This is a genomic window from Amycolatopsis sp. CA-128772, assembly GCF_002904295.1.
Taxonomy (GTDB): domain Bacteria; phylum Actinomycetota; class Actinomycetes; order Mycobacteriales; family Pseudonocardiaceae; genus Amycolatopsis.
In genome coordinates, this window is sequence record NZ_PPHG01000025.1 from 333,613 (window position 1) to 352,642 (window position 19,030).

The 19,030-nt window shown below is 73.4% G+C and carries 17 protein-coding genes; 9 read left to right on the forward strand and 8 right to left on the reverse strand.

The window, feature by feature from the left end:
* The first annotated feature begins 66 nt into the window (after positions 1-66).
* The 5 genes from C2L59_RS11555 to C2L59_RS11570 are packed head-to-tail and all read left to right on the forward strand — an operon-like array spanning position 67 to position 5,974.
* Positions 67-1,014, forward strand: coding sequence for a chlorinating enzyme (locus tag C2L59_RS11555; RefSeq protein WP_199199017.1), 948 nt, complete (start codon positions 67-69; stop codon positions 1,012-1,014).
* Positions 1,011-2,621, forward strand: coding sequence for an amino acid adenylation domain-containing protein (locus C2L59_RS11560; RefSeq protein ID WP_103349523.1), 1,611 nt, complete (start codon positions 1,011-1,013; stop codon positions 2,619-2,621). Before C2L59_RS11555 ends, C2L59_RS11560 begins: the two co-directional genes overlap by 4 nt.
* Positions 2,618-2,866: a phosphopantetheine-binding protein gene (locus C2L59_RS47400; protein ID WP_158263040.1), complete on the forward strand. Its 249-nt coding sequence runs from the start codon at positions 2,618-2,620 to the stop codon at positions 2,864-2,866. Before C2L59_RS11560 ends, C2L59_RS47400 begins: the two co-directional genes overlap by 4 nt.
* 17 nt (positions 2,867-2,883) lie before the next feature.
* Complete coding sequence (locus C2L59_RS11565; RefSeq protein ID WP_158263041.1) at positions 2,884-5,208, forward strand: AMP-binding protein; 2,325 nt, start codon at positions 2,884-2,886, stop codon at positions 5,206-5,208.
* A 10-nt stretch (positions 5,209-5,218) separates the two neighbouring features.
* A complete protein-coding gene (locus C2L59_RS11570) occupies positions 5,219-5,974 on the forward strand; it encodes a thioesterase II family protein (protein ID WP_146060318.1) in 756 nt (251 codons plus the stop codon).
* On the opposite strand, the gene C2L59_RS11575 is transcribed toward C2L59_RS11570, so the two are convergent.
* The 4 genes from C2L59_RS11575 to C2L59_RS11590 form a co-directional block, all read right to left on the reverse strand.
* The gene (locus C2L59_RS11575) at positions 5,964-6,233 is read right to left on the reverse strand and encodes a hypothetical protein (RefSeq protein WP_103349526.1); all 270 of its coding nucleotides are present in this window, start codon (positions 6,231-6,233) and stop codon (positions 5,964-5,966) included. The two genes, C2L59_RS11570 and C2L59_RS11575, sit on opposite strands and share 11 nt — an antisense overlap.
* Entirely contained in the window at positions 6,230-8,023 is a 1,794-nt protein-coding gene (locus C2L59_RS11580; RefSeq protein WP_158263042.1) for an FAD-binding protein, read from the reverse strand. Before C2L59_RS11580 ends, C2L59_RS11575 begins: the two co-directional genes overlap by 4 nt.
* On the reverse strand, positions 8,020-9,705 hold the full coding sequence (leuA, locus tag C2L59_RS11585) for a 2-isopropylmalate synthase (RefSeq protein WP_103349528.1): 1,686 nt from the start codon (positions 9,703-9,705) through the stop codon (positions 8,020-8,022). Before leuA ends, C2L59_RS11580 begins: the two co-directional genes overlap by 4 nt.
* 83 nt (positions 9,706-9,788) lie before the next feature.
* Positions 9,789-10,601, reverse strand: coding sequence for a hypothetical protein (locus C2L59_RS11590; protein ID WP_103349529.1), 813 nt, complete (start codon positions 10,599-10,601; stop codon positions 9,789-9,791).
* A 183-nt stretch (positions 10,602-10,784) separates the two neighbouring features.
* Between C2L59_RS11590 and C2L59_RS11595 the strand changes: the two genes are divergently transcribed.
* Positions 10,785-11,264 carry an Lrp/AsnC family transcriptional regulator gene (locus C2L59_RS11595; protein ID WP_103349530.1) on the forward strand — a complete coding sequence of 160 codons (480 nt, stop codon included), beginning with the start codon at positions 10,785-10,787 and terminating at the stop codon, positions 11,262-11,264.
* On the opposite strand, the gene C2L59_RS11600 is transcribed toward C2L59_RS11595, so the two are convergent.
* Genes C2L59_RS11600 through C2L59_RS11610 form a run of 3 tightly spaced genes read right to left on the reverse strand, consistent with a single transcriptional unit; the run spans position 11,241 to position 14,369 of the window.
* Positions 11,241-12,056 (reverse strand): carbon-nitrogen hydrolase family protein, encoded by an 816-nt coding sequence (locus C2L59_RS11600; protein WP_103349531.1) that lies wholly within the window; start codon positions 12,054-12,056, stop codon positions 11,241-11,243. The two genes, C2L59_RS11595 and C2L59_RS11600, sit on opposite strands and share 24 nt — an antisense overlap.
* Positions 12,053-13,351, reverse strand: a complete 1,299-nt coding sequence (locus C2L59_RS11605; RefSeq protein ID WP_103349532.1) for a hypothetical protein — start codon at positions 13,349-13,351, stop codon at positions 12,053-12,055. The genes C2L59_RS11600 and C2L59_RS11605 overlap by 4 nt, the downstream gene beginning before the upstream one ends.
* Complete coding sequence (locus tag C2L59_RS11610) at positions 13,341-14,369, reverse strand: ThiF family adenylyltransferase (RefSeq protein ID WP_158263043.1); 1,029 nt, start codon at positions 14,367-14,369, stop codon at positions 13,341-13,343. The genes C2L59_RS11605 and C2L59_RS11610 overlap by 11 nt, the downstream gene beginning before the upstream one ends.
* Before the next feature lie 501 nt (positions 14,370-14,870).
* On the opposite strand from C2L59_RS11610, the gene C2L59_RS48825 reads away from it, so the two are divergent.
* From C2L59_RS48825 to C2L59_RS11625, 3 genes are all read left to right on the forward strand, one after another.
* On the forward strand, positions 14,871-15,422 hold the full coding sequence (locus C2L59_RS48825) for an Lrp/AsnC family transcriptional regulator (protein WP_370444728.1): 552 nt from the start codon (positions 14,871-14,873) through the stop codon (positions 15,420-15,422).
* A gap of 103 nt (positions 15,423-15,525) precedes the next feature.
* Positions 15,526-16,149 (forward strand): LuxR C-terminal-related transcriptional regulator, encoded by a 624-nt coding sequence (locus C2L59_RS11620; RefSeq protein WP_103349535.1) that lies wholly within the window; start codon positions 15,526-15,528, stop codon positions 16,147-16,149.
* 37 nt (positions 16,150-16,186) lie between these two features.
* Positions 16,187-17,494 (forward strand): APC family permease, encoded by a 1,308-nt coding sequence (locus C2L59_RS11625; protein WP_103349536.1) that lies wholly within the window; start codon positions 16,187-16,189, stop codon positions 17,492-17,494.
* A gap of 182 nt (positions 17,495-17,676) precedes the next feature.
* Here C2L59_RS11625 and C2L59_RS11630 read toward each other — a convergent pair whose 3' ends face one another.
* Positions 17,677-18,978: a cation:proton antiporter gene (locus tag C2L59_RS11630; RefSeq protein ID WP_233223419.1), complete on the reverse strand. Its 1,302-nt coding sequence runs from the start codon at positions 18,976-18,978 to the stop codon at positions 17,677-17,679.
* Positions 18,979-19,030: the final 52 nt, after the last annotated feature.

Here is a 19,030-nt window from a genome sequence, read left to right on the forward strand (position 1 = left end):
CCGGAGCACCGCGGAATCGCTCCGCCACCAGGTCGCCGATTCATTCGCAGGAAGGGTTCCGGGCACATGACGGAAAGCACCGTGGCCAGTTACGCCCTGACCGACGCCGAACTCACGCAATTCAACCGGGATGGCTACTTCGGCCCGTTCGACGTATACGCGCCCGATGAAATGGAATCGTCGCTGCAGGCGATCCGGCCGAAGCTCGTCGATGCCCGGCAGGGGGTCTACCACCAGGGCGAAGCGTTGTCCGGCACCACCAACCTGGCCAGCTACGACCGGCACCTCGACGTGGACTTCCTCGCCCGGCACATCGTCCGCCCCCAGCTGGTCGACCGGGTCACGAGCGTGCTCGGCGCGGACGTCCTGTGCTGGCGCAGCGAGTTCTTCCCGAAGTACCCCGGGGACGAAGGCACCGACTGGCACCAGGCCGACAACTTCGCGAACGTCGGCAAGCACCCGCAGATCGTCTGGCCGGAGGACGCCGGTTTCGGTGGGGCGCTGACGGTGTGGACGGCGTTCACCGAAGCGACCGTCGAGAACGGCTGCCTGCAGATCATCCCGGGTTCGCACAAGACGATGAACTACGACGAGAACAAAATCATCGAATACGACTCGGAGATCATCAACCGGCAGGACAAGAACGGCGTCCGGCGCGGGTTCTACGGCTACGACTACAGCCAGCTGCAGAAGGACCCGAACTGGACGCCGGACGAGTCGAAGGCGAAGTCGCTGGTCATGCGGCAAGGGCAGGCCGTGATGTTCTGGTCCACCCTGATGCACGCCTCGCACCCGCACGAGGGCAAGACCGACAAGATGCGGCTCGGCTTCACCGCGCGCTACGTGCCCACGTCGGTGCGGGTGTACCCCTACCAGAACACTCTCGCCGAGTACGGCGTCGAGGTCAGCCTGGAGAAGTTCGGCTGCGTCCTGGTGTCGGGGAAGGACGAGTTCGGGCACAACCGGTTCGTCGACCGCACGGTCAACGGCATGCCGTTCGCGCCGGTCCGATGAGCCCGCCGGATGCCGCCGTGCGGGCGGTGACCTGCTCGGCCGCGGCGCTGGCCGCGCACCGGCTGATCAACGACACCGCACGCCCGTATCCGCGCGACGCCAGCGTGCCCGAGCGGTTCGAGTTCTGGGCGGCCCGCCGGCCGGACGCGCCCGCGATCGTCCAGGGCGGCCGGGAAACCAGCTACCGCGAACTGGACCGCCGGGCCAACGGCCTCGCACACCGCCTGCGGGACGCCGGGGTCGGGGCCGGCGTCACGGTCGCGGTCTGCCTCCCGCGCTCGCCCGAGCTGCTGATCGCGCTGCTCGGGATCCTCAAGGCCGGGGGAACCTACGTCCCGCTGGACCCCGGGTGGCCGGACGAGCGGCTGCGCACGGTCGTCGCCGACGGCGGCTGCCTGCTGGTGCTCGGAGCCGGCGACGCGGACCTGCCGGCCCGGTTCCCGGGCACCCGGGTGCTGGCCGTCGGACCGGGCACGGAGGCGCGGGACACCGGCCCCGGGTACGCGGTGGAAGCGGGCGACATCGCCTGCGTCAACTTCACGTCCGGGTCCACCGGCCGTCCCAAGGGTGTGCCGATCCGCCACCGGGGCATCGTCCGGCTGGTGCACGCCGCCAGTTACGGCACGCTGGACGAGCACAGCAAGGTGCTGCAGGTGACGCCGGTGACGTTCGACATCGCCACCTGGGAGATCTGGGGCGCGCTGCTCAACGGCGGGACGTCGGTGCTGTACCCGGCCGGATTCGTGCGGCTGTCGAAGGTCGGCGAGGTGATCAAGCGCGGCGGGGTGAACATCCTGCTGCTGACCACCGCGCTGTTCAATTCGATCGTCGACGAGGCACCGGAGGCGCTGGAGACCGTCGCCACGATCACCACCGGCGGCGAGGCGCACTCCCCGCGGCACATGGCCAAGGCCGTCCGCACCTACGGCCCCGGCCGGGTGGTCAACCTGTACGGACCGACCGAATGCACCTGCATCGCCACGTCCTATCCGGTGGACGAACCGCCGGCGGCCGGCGTGCCGCTGCCGATCGGCAGGCCCATCCAGAACACCCGCGTCTACGTGCTGGACGGCGACGCGGACCGGCTCTGCGCGCCCGGCGAGACCGGGGAGCTCTGCCTGGCGGGCGACGGCCTCGCGGCCGGCTACCTCGGGATGCCGGAACTGACCGCGAAGACGTTCGTGCACCGCGACATCGACGGCGTGCCCGAACGGCTCTACCGGTCCGGTGACCGCGGCCGGCTCCTGCCCGGCGGTGACCTCGTGTTCGAGGGCCGGTGGGACGACCAGGTCAAGGTGAACGGCTTCCGGATCGAGCTCGGCGAGATCACCCACCACCTCGACACCCACCCGCAGGTCAAGCGCAGCTACGTGACCGTGCGGGACAACCGCGGCGACAAGGCCCTGGTGGCGTTCGTCGTGCCCGCGGTGCCCGGCGCCGGGTCCGGGCGGCTGCGGGAGCACCTGGCCGCGAAGCTGCCGCACTACATGGTCCCGGCGCAGATCCACCTGTGCGACACGTTCCCCCTCACCCCGAACGGCAAGATCGACGGCCGGGCCCTCCTGGCCGCGTACGCGCCGTCGGCGACTTCAGGAGTGTTCTCATGACGGAAGCCAAAACCGGCACCGAAGCCGAACTCGCGGCGATGTGGCGGGACCTGCTCGGCGTGCCCGCCGTCGGCCCGGGCGACGACTTCTTCGAGGCGGGCGGCACCTCGTTGACGGCGATCAAGCTGCTGCAGCGCGTGGAGAAGCGGTTCGGCCCCGACGCGTTGTCCCCGGACACGCTCTACGACGACCCGCGGCTGGGCAGCGTCGCCGCGGCGATCGACGAATCGGCGCGGCACGGGTGACCTCGCCGATCCGGCCCGTGCCCCTCTGCTGGGACCTGGCCGGTGACCCCGAAGCCGCGGTGGAAGCCGTCGTGCGCGCGCTGGCCCGTGCCCACCCGGCGGTGCGGCACGAGCCGGTTCCGTGGCGGCGGACGCTCCTGCGCGGCACCCCGGCCGAGCGCGAGGCCCGGCTGACCCGGCTGGCGTGGCGGCTCGTCCGTTCGCCGGGGGACGCGCCGGTCCGGATCGTGCTGGCCGGGCACGGCGACGGCCGGTGGACGCTGCTCGCCGCCGACCGCCCGGACGTGGCGGCGAGCGGCTGGGCCGAGCGGCTGCTCGGCCTGCCCCGGCCCCCGGCCGTGACCTCCTCCGGCGCGCCCGCACCGCGGCCGGCGTGGCAGCGCGATCACCCGCTGCCGCCCTCGGGCCCGGTCGCGCTCGCCGTCCCGGTCGACCCCGGGCTGCTCGACCGATTCCCGGGCAGCCGCGCGGAGGTGGTGGCGGCTTTGGCAGCGGCGCTGGTCGCGCGGTACGGGCGGTGCCGCGACGTCGTCGTGGGCGTCGCCCGCGGCGCCGGCTTCGGCGGCGCCGCGGCCCGGCCGGTGCCGGCGGCGGTCCGGCTCACCGTGGCGGCCGACCAGCCGGTGACGGAGCTGCTCTCCCGGTTCACCCGCGCGCGGCCCGACGCCGGCGTGCCCGCGCTCACCGTGGCCGTGCCGGAACCGCGGCCGCGTGCGTCCGGGCCGTTCACCCCGCGGCCGGTGCCGCGGCTCGACGGCGGCTGCGGTCTCTGGCTGACCGTCACCGACGGCGTCACCTGCTGGTTCGACGCCGGGCCGGCCGATCCCGAGCGGGTCGCGGTGTTCGGCCGGCACCTCGCCGCTCTGCTGCGGGCCGCCGAAGAACGGCGGCACCTGCCCCTGGCCCGCCTGCGGGTGCTCGGCCGCGACGAACGCGTCCGGCTGCTTCCGGGCGCCGTCCCGGCCACACCGGCCGCGCCGGTGGCCGGGCGGATCCGGCACTGGGCGCGCACCCGGCCGGACGCGGCGGCCGTGGTGTCGCCCCGGGAAACCGTGTCCTACCGGGAGCTGGCCCGCCGGGCCACCGCGCTGGCCGCCCGGTTGCACGCCGCCGGTGTCGGCCCCGACGTGCCGGTCGGACTGTGGCTGCCGCGCTCGGCCGACCTCGTCACCGCCGCCGTGGGAGTCCTGCTCGCCGGCGGCGCGCACGTGGCCCTGGACGCCGCCGAGCCGGCCGGCCGGGTCCGGGCGTTGCTCGCGCGCGCCGGTGCCGGCGTGGTGATCACCCCGGAGCTGCGGGTCGCCGTGGTGGACCCCGACGCGGTCCCCCGGCGGATCCTCCGCGGCGCACCGGGCCTGTGCTGCGTCGCGTTCACCGCGTCGGCCGACGGGGTGCCCGTCTCGCACGAGGCCGTGGCCAACGTGGCCGGGTGGTGCGAAACGGCGCTCGGCTTCGGTCCCGGCGACCGGGTCGCGCAGCTGGCGCGGACCGGCAGCGGCGCGTGGGAGCTGGAGACGTGGTCCGCCCTCGCCGCCGGCGCCACCCTCGCGATCGCCCCCGAAGGAGCCGGTTCGGCCTGGCTGGCGCGCAGTGGCACCACCGTCGCCTTCACCCCGCACCGGGTGTTGCACACCGCGTGGCCCGCGGCGGCCGCGATGCGCCTCGCCGTCGTTCACGGACGGGCGGATTCCGCCGTCCCGCAGGGGCTTCCGTTCCGCGTGTGGCAAGGGTACGGCTCACCCGAGACCGGGCTGCTGGCCACCTGCGGCGAGCTGCCGCCGGGTGCGGCCGGCGTACCGATCGGCGCGCCGCTGCCGGACGTCCGCGCCTACGTGCTCGACGAAGGCGGGGAGCCGGTCCCGCCGGGCGCGGTCGGCGAGCTCCACGTGGGCGGCGCCGGCGTGGCCCGCGGACACCTCGGGCGGCCGGGACGGCGGCGGTCGCCGTTCAGCGACGACCTCGTCGCGGGCGGGCGCCGGTACGCCACCGGCGACCTCGTGCGCCGCCTCGGCGACGGCACGCTGGAGCTGCTCGGTCACGTCGACGAGGAGATCACGTTGCGCGGCTTCCGGATCGTGCCGGGCGAGGTCGAGGCGGCGCTGCGCCGCAACGGCGTGGTCGGCGACGCGGCGGTGGTGGCCCGCGGCGACCGGCTCGTCGCCTACGTCACGCCCTCCGACGCCGACCCCGAGCAGCTGCGCCGCGACCTCGTCGGCGTCCTGCCCGCGTTCATGGTGCCCGACGCGGTCGTCCCGCTCGCCACGCTGCCGCGGACCACCCACGGCCTGCTCGACCACCGGGCGCTGGCCGTGGCCGCCGGCACCGGGCCGCTCGCCTGCTGAGGGGGACCTGTTGGCTGCACACCCGTGGTACGCGACCTTCGCTCCCCGGCCGGCCGCTCCGGTGCGGCTGTACTGCCTGCCCTGCGCGGGCGGTTCCGCCGAGATGTTCCGCCCCTGGACCGCTTTCCTGCCGCCGGAGCTCGAGCTGCGGGCGATCCGGCTGCCCGGCCGCCACGCCCGGCACCCGCGCAGCGCGTTCGCCGACTTCGACACCGCGGGCGACGGGATCGCCGAGGCGCTGGCGGCCGAGCTGCGTCCCCCGTATGTCCTCTTCGGACACAGCATGGGCGGCCTCATCGCCTACCGCATGCTGCGCGCGATCGAACGCCGCGGCCTGCCCGAGCCGGCGCTGTTCGTGGCCGCGTCCTGCCTCGTGCAGGGCATCGCGGTGGACCGGCTGCCGGACCCGGCCGGGCCGGACGAGCGGTTCCTGGACGTGCTGCGCCGCTTCGGCGGGATGCCGCCCGAGGTGCTGGCCGACGAGGAAGTCCTCGCGTTCCAGCTTCCCGTGCTGCGCGCGGACTTCCGGCTTTGCCGCTCCTACGTCTACCGCGGCGGCGAACCGCCGGTGCGGGTGCCGCTGCGGGTCATGGGTGGCACGACCGACCTCATCACCCCGCACCGGCACCTGGCCGCGTGGCGCCACCACACCCGGCGTTACCTCGGGCTGCGGGCCTTCCCCGGCGGCCACTTCTTCGTCCGCGACCAGGTCCGCGACGTCGTCGGCGCACTCGCCGTCGACGTGGCGGAGCTGGTCAGCGGATGATGTGGATGCCGATCCGGCACGGCACCGAGCGCGACTGCGCGCCGGGCAGGGCGGGGGCCGGCGGCGCGCCGTCACCGAGCACCTCCCGGATCGCGGCGGCGTGCTCGGGGTTGAGGAGGAATTCGATCCGCGCCGGATGCGGGCCCGGCCCGAGCACGATGTGAAACGAGACCTCCTGCCCGCTGCGCGGGCACACGGTCAGGAACCCGTCCACGACACCGGGGATCGCGGCGGGGCGGGCGTCGGGCAGCTCGGTCATCGGATCGGCTCCGGGAGTGTCGAACGGGTCAGGGCGGTGGTGAGCCGGGGCACGACCTCGCGCCAGTCCCCGACGATCCCGACGTCGGCGGCGTCGAACAGCGGCGCCGCCGGGTCGGTGTTGATCCCGAGCACGAAGCCCGCGCCCCGGGTGCCGCAGAGGTGGTTGAACTTGCCACTGGTGCCGATGGCGACGTAGAGCCGCGGCGCCACGCTCCGGCCGGTCACGCCGACCTGCCGCGCGCGGGGCAGCCAGCCGCGGTCGGTCACCTTGCGGGTTGCGGCCAGGTCCGCGCCCAGCACCTCCAGCAGCGGGCCGAGCAACGGGTAGTCCGCGGGCGGTACGCCGGCCCCGACGCCGACCACGGCCGAGGCCACGGCGAGCACGTCGACGTCGTCGTCGCGCTCGCGCGCCACCACCCGCACCCGCCGGCCCGGCGGCACGGGCAGGTGCGGGCCCTGGGCGGCGACGGCGACCCGCGGGTGCAGCAGCGGCAACGCACCGCCGCGCAGGGTGACCACCCGGGTCGGCGGGGCGCACGTCACCGCGGCCAGCGTGCTGCCGCTGAACGCCGGTTTCCAGCACACGAGCTCCCCGCCCGGGCCGGTTTCGACGTCGACCGCGTCCCCGGCCAGGCCGAGCCCGAGCCGGGCCGCCACCCGCGCGGCGACCTCGCGGCCCCACAGCGTCGACGGGGCCAGCAGCGCCCAGGGCCGGTGTTCGGCGCACCAGGCCGCGATGCCGGCGGCGACGTCTTCCGCCACGGTTGCGCCGTTGACCGCGACCACGGTGTCCGCGCCCCACGACCCGGCGATCGCGGGGGACAACGCGCCGGTGGCCAGAGCGGTGACCGGGCGGCTTGCGGCGGCGGCGATCCGAGCGGCCGCGCCGAGCATCGCGCGGGCGTGCCGCCCGCGGCCCGGTTCGGTGAGCACGGCGACCGCGCCCGCGGTGGTGGCCGCGACGCGGTCGGGCACCGGCGGCGCGGACGTCCCGGCCGCGCGGTCGAACGCCCCGAGCCCGGTCAGCGTCGCCACGGCCCGCTCGACCTGGGTGCCGAGGTCGCCGGGGAAGCGCAGCCGCAGCCGGGTACCCGCCATCGTGCGGGTCCGCCCGACGACGGTCCGGCTGCCGTCCTGACCCCAGGGCCCCGGGCCCAGTCCGGCGGCGCCGACGCGGGCGATCCGCTCCGCCGGGACCGCGGCCCGGGCGTCCCGGCTCGCCTTGGCCGGCGCGATGAGCCGCTCGGCGCAGCTGACCAGCGCGGGCAACGGCAGCTCGAGCTCCACCCAGCCGTCGTCGTTCTCGCAGCGGGCGCGCACCCGGCCGGCCTCGACGGCGAGCCGCCGGACGCTCGCCGCCACCGGCAGCCCGAGCAGCTCCGCGACCTGCGCCGGGGTCTGCCCGGTCTCGGCGTCCACCGAGTTGCGCCCGCAGAGCACCAGGTCGAACGGGCCGAGCCGGCGCAGCGCGGCGGTCAGCGCGCGGGCGGTGGCCAGGGTGTCGCTGCCCGCGAACGCCGGATCGGTGACCAGGACGCCGCGACCGGCACCGCAGGCGATCGCCTCGCGGAGGCAGTCTTCGGCCGCGGGCGGCCCGAGCGTGACGACCGTGCAGATGCCGCCGGAGTCCCGGGCGAGCTGGACGGCCTTGGCCACCGCGCGGCGGCAGTAGGGGTTGAGCTCCAGCTCGACGCCGGTGCGCGCGAGCCGCCCATTCCGGCCGAGGACCAGTTCTTCGGCCCGGGGCACCTGCTTGACGAGCGCGACGGTGTGCAGCGGGCGGGTCATGCGGCTCCTCCGGCGAGGCGGTACGCGCGGTTGACCGCGCTCGCGATGGCTTGCAGGGATGCGCTGAGCGTGTTGCCGTCGATCCCGGCGCCCCAGAGCGTCCGGTCGCCGACGCGGCATTCGACGTAGGCCGCGGCCTCGGCGTCGCTGCCGGTGGCGATCGCGTGCTCGACGTACCCGAGCACCTGGACCCCGATCCCGGCGACGCCGAGCGCGGCCGTGAACGCCGCGATCGGGCCGTTGCCGACGCCCTGCAGGTCCCGGGGTTCGCCGCCGACGAGGACTTCGGCGGCCATGACGCTCTTGTCCTCCTCGGTGGTCAGGGCGTGCCCGCGCAGCCGCAGCCGGTCGCCCGGCGCCGGCAGGTACTCGGCGGCGAAGATTTCCCACAGCCGCTTCGGCGAGATTTCCCCGCCCGCGTCGGTGTGCCGTTGCACGACGCGGGAAAATTCGATCTGCAGCCGCCGCGGCAGGTCGAGCCGGTGCTCGGTCTTCATGACGAACGCGACGCCGCCCTTGCCGGACTGGGAGTTCACCCGGACCACGGCCTCGTAGGTCCGCCCGACGTCCCGGGGGTCGATCGGCAGGTAGGGCATCGACCACGGCACCGGGCCGGCCGCTTCGGCCGCCGCGCGCTCGAGGCGGCCGAAGCCCTTCTTGATCGCGTCCTGGTGGGACCCGGAGAAGGACGTGTAGACCAGGTCGCCCGCGTACGGGTGCCGCTCCGGCACGGCGAGGCCGGTGCAGTGTTCGGCGACCCGGCGGACGGCGTCGATGTCGGAGAAGTCGATACCGGGGTCGATCCCCTGGCCGAAGAGGTTCAGCCCGAGCGTGACCAGGCAGACGTTGCCGGTGCGCTCGCCGTTGCCGAACAGGCAGCCCTCGACCCGGTCCGCGCCCGCCAGCAGGGCCAGCTCGGCGGCCGCGACCGCGGTACCCCGGTCGTTGTGCGGGTGCACCGACAGGCAGAGGTGCTCCCGGCGGCCGAGGTTCCGGCTCATCCACTCGATCTGGTCGGCGTAGACGTTCGGGGTGGCGCGTTCCACCGTGGCCGGCAGGTTGAGAATGATCTCGCGGCCCGGGCCCGGCTGCCAGACGTCCATCACCGCTTCGCACACCTGCGCCGCGAACTCCAGTTCGGTGTCGACGAAGACCTCCGGCGAGTACTCGTAGCCGACGTCGCAGCCGCGAAGAAACCTTTCGCTGCACCGGATCACGTGCTCGGTGCCCCGCGTGGCGAGCGCCTGGCAGCCCGCGCGGTCGAGGCCGAACACGACGTCCCGGAACAGCGGCGCGGTCGCGTTGTAGAGGTGCACGGTGGCCGCGCGTGCCCCGCGCAGGGCGCGCACGGTGCGTTCGATGAGGTCTTCGCGCGCCTGGGTGAGCACGGAAATCCGGACGTCAGCGGGAATCCGGTCCGATTCGACCAGCATGCGGACGAAGTCGAAGTCGGCCTGGCTGGCCGCGGGGAACCCGACCTCGATCTCCCGGTAGCCCATGTGCACGAGCAGGTCGAACATCCGCAGCTTGCGGTCGGGGCCCATCGGGTCGATCAGGGCCTGGTTGCCGTCGCGCAGATCGGTCGACAGCCAGCGCGGGGCGCGGTCGAGCACGCGCCCGGGCCAGCCGCGGTCCGGCAGGGGAACCGGCGGGAACGGCGAGTAGCGCCGGAAGTTGTCCATGTGTCCTCCAGTGCGGCCGGGACCCGGGGCATCGTGTGCGCCGGGTCCCGGCCTGCGCGCCCGGCTCCTCGTGGGGCCGGCGGTCAGGCGGTGATGAGCTCCTCGGCCGGCCGGCCGGAGGCGAGCAGGGCCGCGTCGAGCACGTCCCACAGCGCGGCCAGCGAGTCGAGGAAGACGTCGACGCCTTCGACGATCAGCGCTTCCGTTTCGGTGTTCAGCACCGAACCGACGGCGGCGATCGCGTTCTTCTCGTGCTGCTGCTCGGCACCGATCTCGCCCCAGTGCTCGAGCAGGTAGTGCATTTCGGCGTCCGCCAGGTCGGCGCCGTAGGTGCCCGCGTCGACCAGCGCGACCTTCTCGCCCGGGATGAGCTGGCGGTTGGAGATCATCTCCAGGGCCAGCGCGGTGCCCAGATTGCGGATCGTCGACTCGCGGTCGACCTGCTGCCGGCCGTCGAAGGCGGCTCGTGCCCGGCGGGTCTGGGCCAGCAGCCCGGTCCGCGGGTCGTAGCCCGGCAGGGCGGCCAGCAGCTCGTCGGAGAACTTCTTCAGCCCGGCTTCGACCTCTTCCTGGTCGTAGAGGTCTTCGAACACCTCGCGCCCCGCCGCGCGGTTCACGATGTGCCCGGCCATCGTGGCCAGTTCCGGCGCGTGGTTTTCTTCGCTTTCCACGATCTCCTGCAGCAGCGCGCTTTCCGCCGACAATTTGTGCATCGCCAGCGCTTCCGGGAACTTTCCGCCGGGGCGGGTCGCGTCGCAGAAGTTGCGAATCTGGTGGAACAGCGCGCCGACCGCCGCCGGCTTCGGCGGCTGCGCGGCCCAGTGGTCGAAGATCGGGTGGCGGTAGCACCGGTGGGAGCGGATGCGGGCCACGAGGTCGTCAATGGTGGTGGACATGGCTGTACTGCACCTCCGTCGTGAGAAAGGAGCGCCGAATCGGACAGCGCCGGAAATGTGCTGACGGGTCCCCCAGCGGCCGTCCCCGAGTGTTCCCGGTGTTGTCGAGAATACCCGAGAAGACCGCGCGGAGAACGCGACAGCCTTGCGAATCCGGCGCGGCGCACGGCAGAATGTTGCGTCATGGACCGGATCGATCTGGCGATCCTCGCCGAGTTGCAGGGCAATGCGCGTCTGTCCAATGCGGAGCTGGCCGAAAAGGTCGGGCTCACCCAGTCACCCTGCCTGCGGCGGGTGCGCCAGCTCGAACGCAACGGGACCATCCGCGGTTACCACGCCCGGCTTGACCACGACGCGCTCGGGTGCAGCTTCGAGGTGTTCGTGGACGTCCTGATGCGCCGGCAGGATCACGCCACGATCGCGGACTTCGAGCGCGAGCTCGCCGCCCGGCCGGAAGTGCTGGAGGCGCACCGGCTCTTCGGCGAACCCGACTACCTGCTGCGGGTCGCGGTGGCCGACATCGCCGCGTACGAACGGTTCTTCACCGAAGTGCTCTCGGCGCTGCCGGGGATCGCGAACCTGACCTCGCACCTGACGATGAAGAAGGTGAAGATCGACGCCGGGATTTCCCTGCCCGCCTCAGCGAACCCGGGCGTCCGCTGAGGACGGTGGGCCCCACGGCTGGGCCGCGCGGTAGGCGCGCAGGGCGGCGAGCGGGATCTCCGCCACCGGTGTCTGCGGTGTCCCGTCCGCCAGCAGCACGGTGTGGTCACGGGATGTGCCGCGCTCGTCGAACGCGATACCGTCGCAGACGATCGAGCGGCCGTGGCCCGGGTAGTTGGCCACGGCCACGGCCAGTTTGTTTTCGAACGCCCGGGTTCTCACCTGCCACAGCCGGTTTTCGCACAGCGGACCGGCGTTGGGCACCAGAACCAGCTCGGCGCCGGCCAGGGCGAGGGTGCCGGCCGCGTCCGGGAAGACGCGGTCGTAGCACACCAGCAGGCCGACGCGGACCGTGCGCCCGCCGGGCAGCGCGAGGTCGGCGACCGGAAACCCGTCCCCCGCCGAGAGAACCGACTCGCCCGCGAACGCGGCGAGGTGGACCTTCGCGTACCGCAGGACGACCTCGCCGGAGGAGCCGACGAGCGCGGCGGCGTTGCGCAGGCCGTCCGCGGCGACCTCCAGGTAGGTCGCCACGATCGCGAGCCCGGTTTCCGCGGCGGTGCGCGCGGTGTCCGCCAGGTACCGGTCCTGCGCCGCCGCGGCCCAGTCGCGGAACGCCGGGGAAGCGGCCTCACGGGCGTCCGGGAGCCGGTAGCCGAGGTTCCACATCTCCGGGAACACGACGATCTCGGCACCGCGCTCGGCCGCCTGCCGGGCGTACCGCCGGGCGAGCACGATGTTGTCCGGAACCATCCGCCCGCGGGCGGCTCGCTGCACCAGGGCCACCTTCACGACAGCACCCCGGCCATCCGCCGCGGGTCGGCGGCCCGGCGGAGAACCACCGCGTTCGCGACCGACTCCGCGAGCAACCCGGCGACCAGCGCGAGACAGGCGTTGGCGACCCCGGGCAGGGGCCCACCGGCGAGCACCGCGGCCACCCCGGCGAGCGCCACGGCGTGCGCGGCGACGCCGGAGAGCAGCCCGGCGGACCGTCCCTGCGCGATGATGAAGCCCCGTGATCCGGTGCGCAGCACCCACAGCACCGGGACCGCGATCGCCAGCGGCGCCCAGTGCAGGCCCAGCGTGGTCGCGTCCGCCGGGGTGCCGAGCAGGCCGCCGAGGTAGGCCCGGCCGAGCGGGCTGAGCACCACCACGGCGTACAGTGCCGCGAAACCGAGGGCCAGCACCAGGGTCAGCCGGTTCGCGTCGCGCGGGCGCCCGCCGCGGCGCAAGTGGCCGGCGACCACCGATTCCAGATCACTGGTCGGCGCGGTGAACAACGCGAGCAGGCCGTAGAGCCCCGGCCAGACGATCAACGACGGCTCGGCCAGCGCCGAGCGCGCCACCGCCATCGTCGTGATCAGCTGCGGGGCCATGTTGAGCGCGCGCGTGCTCGTCAGCGCCGCGTGCCGGCGCACCAGCGTGCCGACGCCGGCCACCGGCGCGACCGCCGGCTGCCGCAGCCGGGCGACGGCGACGCCGAGGATCGCCGTTTCGGTGGCGGCACCCAGGGTCAGCGCGATGCCGCCGACGGCCGCGCCGGCGCCCGGCAGCACCAGGACGAGCGCCCAGGAGGCGCAGCCGGACAGCACCAGGCGGCCCGAGGTGCCGACCGAGATCCCCGCCGTGCGCCGGGCCGCGATCAGCCGGCCGTGGAGGTACCGCCGCACGGCCACCGCGACCGACGCGGGCGCGAGGGCGAGCAGGCAGCCGCGCACCTGCGCGCCGATCTCGGCCGGCAGGTTCGTCGCCGCCCGCACCAGCGCGAACAGCGCGGGCACGGCGGCCAGCAGCGCCAGGACCAACGCGGTGAGGAAGCCGACGGCGAGCACGTAGCCGAAGGTGCGGCGGTTCGGCTGGTTCCCGGCGTCGCTCACGACCAGCGGGGTGAGGGCCAGCGCGGGTGAGTTGACCACGACCAGCACGGCCAGTGAGACACCGAACGCGGCCAGTCCCGCCGCGCCTCCGTCTCCACGGGCGACGGCGGCCGCAGCGACCGGGATCTCCAGGACCAGCATGGACGAGCCGAGCGCCGTCGGCAGCCAGATCCGGGCCGGCCCGCGCCGGCCGAAGTCCTCAGCGGCCATAGGTGGCGCACGCGCAACCGGGCCTGCTGGTGTAGTCGTCGAAGGTGAACGTCAGCCGTCCTGTGTCGACGTAGAGACTGCGTCCGGCCGTGGCCGCCGCCTTCGCGCCGGAGATTTCGCCGATCACCTCGTTGACCGCGATGCCCGCGAGCATGGCCACCGTCGCACCGGTCAGGCAGGCGGTCTCTTCGGCCCGCAGGATGTCCAGGCCGTGGATCCCGACGCAATCCCAGCACGGGGTGCGCCCCGGGATCATCGTGGGCCCCACGCGGGCACCGCGGTCGGTGGCGCCGATCGACGTCAGCGGAACGCCGGTGGCCATGCTGGCCTCGCTGGACCAGCGGGCGGCGTGCTCGCGCGGGCGGTCGAAGGCGTGGATGAAGAAGTCCGCGCCGTCGACCAGCTCGGCGAGGTCGTCCGCCGAGGCGACCGTGCGCTGGTGCGGGGTGAACTCGAGCCGGGAGTTCTGCCGCGCGAGGCGGCGGCGCAGCACCTCGACCTTGCGCACGCCGACGTCCTCTTCGTCGAGCGTGGCGTGCGTCGGGAGGTTGTCGAGGGCGAAGGTGTCGAAATCGACGGATTCGAGCTTGCCGATCCCGGCCGCGGCGAGCAGCCGCACCAGCGTCGTCCCGCCCGCCCCGGCACCGACCACCACGACCCGGGCGTCGGCCAGCCGCTGCTGGCCCTCGAAGCCGGTCCAGTCTTCGCGGTCGAAGAGCCGGAGGTAGTTGATCTGCCGGCTCCACCGTTCGGCGATCTCCGGCGCCAGGCCGGGTTCCGCCGCCGCGTCCTCCAGCGCGCCCGCCGCGTCCAGCGCGGCCAGCCACTTGTCCGATTCGGGGTAGCGGGCCGCCAGCTGCGCGCTGGTGGCGCTGCCGTCGAGACCCACCACGAACTCGACGATTTCGTCGGTGGGGTCCGTAACGCGAATCTTGTCCGGGCCGAGGCCGAGGAACAGGTGCGGCTCCCCCTCTCGACGGTAGACCCGGAGGAAGGGTTTGACTCGCGGGTTTCGCACGCTGATTCCTTTCGACGTCCCCGTTCCTGGATACGCTTTCCGGCCCCGCCGACCCGGTGCACGACGCGAACCGCGCACCGGGCCGGGTCTTGGCGGATCAGATCTGGTTGGCGTGCCACTCCTTGACGAGGCCCTCTTCCTCGATGCGCTCGACGGTCATGTCAGTCCACCCCCCTCCATGCCTGTTTCCCGTTTCCTGAAACGGAATCCGCCCGCAGCACCCCACGCTGGGCGGGCGGCGGCACGCCGGCTCCCGTCCGCGGTCCGGCAAAAGATCGCTGTGCCAAAGCGTTCTGCGACGACGCAAACGCTCGCTGCCCGGCTGCGACCTATGGTTTCATGGGGAAGCAGGAGAGTCCATGCGCGCCAACCAACTCACGTCATTCGTTCGGCGGGAGCCGTCCCGGCGAGCCGATCGCGAAACGTCCGGTGTGCGCGTGGCCGCTGGGGACGGGGCAACGGGTGGTGCCGGCGTCGAAGCTGTACAGGGGGGATCGGAAAGTGTACGACCAACTGGATCTCGCGTTGCTGCGGGAACTACAGCGCAACGCCCGGCAGACCAACCGCGAACTGGCGAAGGCGACGCACGTCGTGCCGTCGACCTCCCTGCAGCGCGTGCGCGCGCTGCTCGACCGCGGCGTGCTCACCGGCTTCCACGCCGCGGTGGACCTGCGGACCATCGGCCGCGGCGTCCAGGCGCTCGTGTTCGTCAAGATCCGCCCGCCTTCGCGCCGCGTGATCGACCAGTTCCGGGCGTGGATCATGGAACTGCCCGAGGTGCTGGGGGTGTTCGTCACCTCCGGCGACCACGACTTCGTCATCCACATCGCGGTCGGCGACACCGGCGACCTCTACGGCTTCGTCCTCGATCACCTGACCCAGCGCCCGGAGATCGCCGACGTCTACACGAGTGTCGTCTTCGAGCACGCGCGGGCCACCGTGGTCGAGCCGGCGTGCGAGCGGGGGCCGGTGACCGGGAAACCGCGGCCGGCTTCGACTGCCGGGAACGGGCACGCTCGCGCGAGCGAGCCGCGCTGGGGCAGCCGGCCGTGAAACTTCACCGGCCGGAACGGCGGACCGGGAGCGCGTGGGGAGAGGACAAGTGGGGGTTGTCACGGATCGTGGGCCGGCGCCGCCGTTGCCCACCGGGACCAGGGTGCTCATCGTCGAAGAGCAGGAGGTGATCCGGCGCGGCCTGCTCGCCATCACCGACGCGATCCCGGGCGTCCGCGCCGTGGCCGTGGCCGAGGTCGGCGCGGGCGACGTCGAAACCGACGTCACGCTGATCTCCACCGCGACCCTGATGAACGCGGAACAGGCCGGGGTGTCGCTGGACCGGCTGCGGCCGGTGATCGTCATCGCCTCGGCGGCGCAACCGGGCTCGCTCGAAGTCGCGACCAGCAGGCGCGCCAACGGGTACCTGCTCCAGCGCGACCTCACGGCCGGGTCGGTGCGGGACGCGCTGGCGCAGGTGCTGCACGGGCGGCTGGTGATCCCCGAGCCGATCGCGGCGTACCTGCTCGACCGCGCGCGCGGCCACGGCGTCGTCCCGCCGCCGCGCCTGGAGCACCTCAGCGCACGGGAAACCGAAGTCCTCAACATGCTTGTGACGGGCGCCAGCAACAAGGAGATCGCCCACCGGCTCGGAATATCGATCCACGGCGTGAAACGCCACGTTTCGACGCTGTTGAATCAGTTCCACTCCCCCAACCGGGTCCATCTGGTCTCGCATATCCTGCGATCCGGTGTGATATCTTCGCCTGACCCGGGGGCACGATGAGACTCGCTTCCGTGAATCGCCGAGGGGGCTGGGGGAAATGGGCGCTGCCGTCGCCGAACGGCGCAAGATCGGCATGCGCGAAGCCACCGCGATCGGGGTCGGAGGTGTCGTCGGCGCCGGCATCTTCGTCCTGAGCGGCACGGCGAGCGCGCTCGCCGGCCCCGCCGTGATCGTGGCGTTCGTGCTGGCTTTCCTGTCGTCACTCAGCCTCGCGATGTGCTTCGCGGAGCTCAGTTCCCTGCACGGAGAGTCCGGCGGCCAGTACGCCTACGCGAAACGGCACCTGCCGGGCTGGGTGGCGACGGTCGTCGGCTGGGCCAACGTCGGCGCGTGGACGTCCGGCGCCGCGTTCGTCGGCACCGGCTTCGGCGAGCACCTGCACCTGCTCGTCCCGGCGATCCCGGCGACCGCGGGTGCCGTCGTGCTGACCGCGGTGATCGTGGTGCTGAACCTCTTCGGGCTGAAGCTGTCCGGCCGCGTGCAGTTCCTGATCATGCTGGTGGAGGTGCTCTTCCTCAGCGTGTTCATCGTCATCGGCGGCAGCAACGTGCAGGCGCGCCACTTCACGCCGTTCGTCACGCACGGCTGGTACGGCATCCTCGCCGCGGCCGTCGTCGGGTTCATCGCCCTGCTGGGGTGGGACGCCGTGGTCGTGGCGGCCGAGGAGATCGACCGGCCGCAGCGCACCATCCCGCGGGCCATCTTCGCCAGCCTGGCCATCGTCTTCGTGCTGTATCTGGGCCTGCTGGTGGTGATCAACGGCGTCCTGCCGTCCGAGCAGCTCCGCGGTACGGCGACCCCGGTGGCCGACGCCGCGGCGGTGCTCCTGGGCCCCGCCGGCATCACCGCGGTCAACGTCATCATCGTGGTGGCCCTGACGGCGACGGTGAACGCGTTCGTGATCGTCATCTCGCGGGCGGCGTTCGTCCTGGCCAGGGACGACCGCATGCCCCGGGTGGTGGCGCGCCGCAACGCGCGCGGAGTCCCCTGGGTGGCCATCCTGCTCGCCGGAGCCAGCCAGATCTGCCTCACGGTGTTCGCCGACCTGGAGTTCGCGGTGGCGGCCACGGGCTTCCTGTACATGATCACCTCGGTCGGCGCGGTACTGGCGTTGTTCGCCGCCCGCCGCCGCGGCGCCGAAGCGGCGTTCCGGACCCCGCTGTACCCGGTGACACCGGCGGTCGCCCTGGTGTTGTGCTCGCTGTTCGTGATCGGCACCGGGGTGACCGGCGTCGTCGCCGGCACGGCGTGGCTGGTGGTGGGCTTGTTGAGCACCGCCCTCCTCGGACGCCGGTACCGCCGGACCGACACCCCGGCGCCGTTGGACGCCCCGCCCCGCACCTGACCGCGGCTCGGCCCCGACGACGATCGGCCCTCCGAACTCCGTGAGGTCGCTGAGGTTCACCACGACCGAACGGTCGAGCCGGTGGAGGGCAGCTCGCCGGAGCGCCTTGGCTTGCCGGCGCAATGGCGAGCGACGACGCGGCCTTGTCGGCTCGTATCCGACGGCGGAAACGACGCGCCGGCTCACCCGGAATGGCCGATGAAGCCGCGTTCCCGGTCCCGTTCGGCGGTCGTCACCGTGGTCCGCCGCATGGCCACCCGCAGCGTTGCCGGCGCCACCACGGACGTCACCACGGCCAGCAGCACCACGATGGTGTATGTCGCGTTGGTCAGCACCCCGAGCTGCAAGCCCACGCTCGCGACGACGATCTCCACGACCCCGCGCGCGTTGAGGCCCGCGCCGATGGCCAGGGATTCGGTGCGGCCGAACCGGCACAGGCGGGCGCCCGCGTAGCCGCCGGCGAACTTGGCGAGCGTCCCGACCAGGATCGTCGTGACGGCCGCGATCAGCACCGGCAGGTGAGCCAGCGCCGCGAGGTCGACCCGCATCCCCGCCGTGACGAAGTACAACGGCGCCAGCACCGAGACGACGAACGGCCGCAGCGAATCCAGCACCCGGCGCGCGGCGGTACCGGCGGAGCTGATGAGCAGCCCGCACAGGAACGCGCCGAGGATCGGCTCCATGCCCAGCGCATGAGTACCGGCCGCGGCCAGGGCGACCAGCGCGACGACGACGGTCACGCCGAGGCGGGACTCGGCCTTTTCCACCCGCCGTCCGAGGGCGAGCATCGCCAGCAGGGTCGCGGTGACCACGGCGAGCAGGACGCCGACGGACAGCAGGAGCGAGCCGGCGTCGAGGCCGGCGTGGACCACCGCCGCCGACACCACCGACAGCAGGAGCCACCCGACGACGTCGCTGACCGCCGCCGCGCCGATGATCATCTGGCCGACGTCGCGGTGCAGCAACCGCATGTCCAGCAACGTCTTGGCGATCACCGGCAGCGCGCTGACCGCGATCGCGACCCCGACGAAGAGGGCGAACACGGGCCGTCCGACGCCGGGCGCCATGAGCGCGTCCGGCAGCAGGAACCCCATCGACAGGCCGAGCCCGAGCGGCAGCACGATGCTGCCGAGGCTGACCAGTCCGACGGCCCGGCGACGCCGCCGGACGAGCTCGAGGTCGATGTGCGCGCCCGTGATCGCCACGAGCAGCAGCACCCCCACCTGCGCCACCGCGCCGGTCAGCTCCGCCTGCCCCGGATCGGGGGGCAGCAGCCAGGCCGAAACCGCCGGCAGCAGGCTGCCGAACACCGACGGCCCCAGCAGTACGCCGGCGGTGAGCTCGCCGACGAGGGCGGGCAGCCCGAACCACGCGGCGATCCGGCCGAGCAGTACCGCGCAGCCGAGCAGCACGCCGATCTGGAGCAGGAACACCAGCAATTGGTGGGCATTGATCGAAGGAGCCGTCGCCGCGGCCATGGACATGCGGAAACCCCCACTCGGACGGTGCCGTCTTCCGACGTCAACGCCCAGCCAC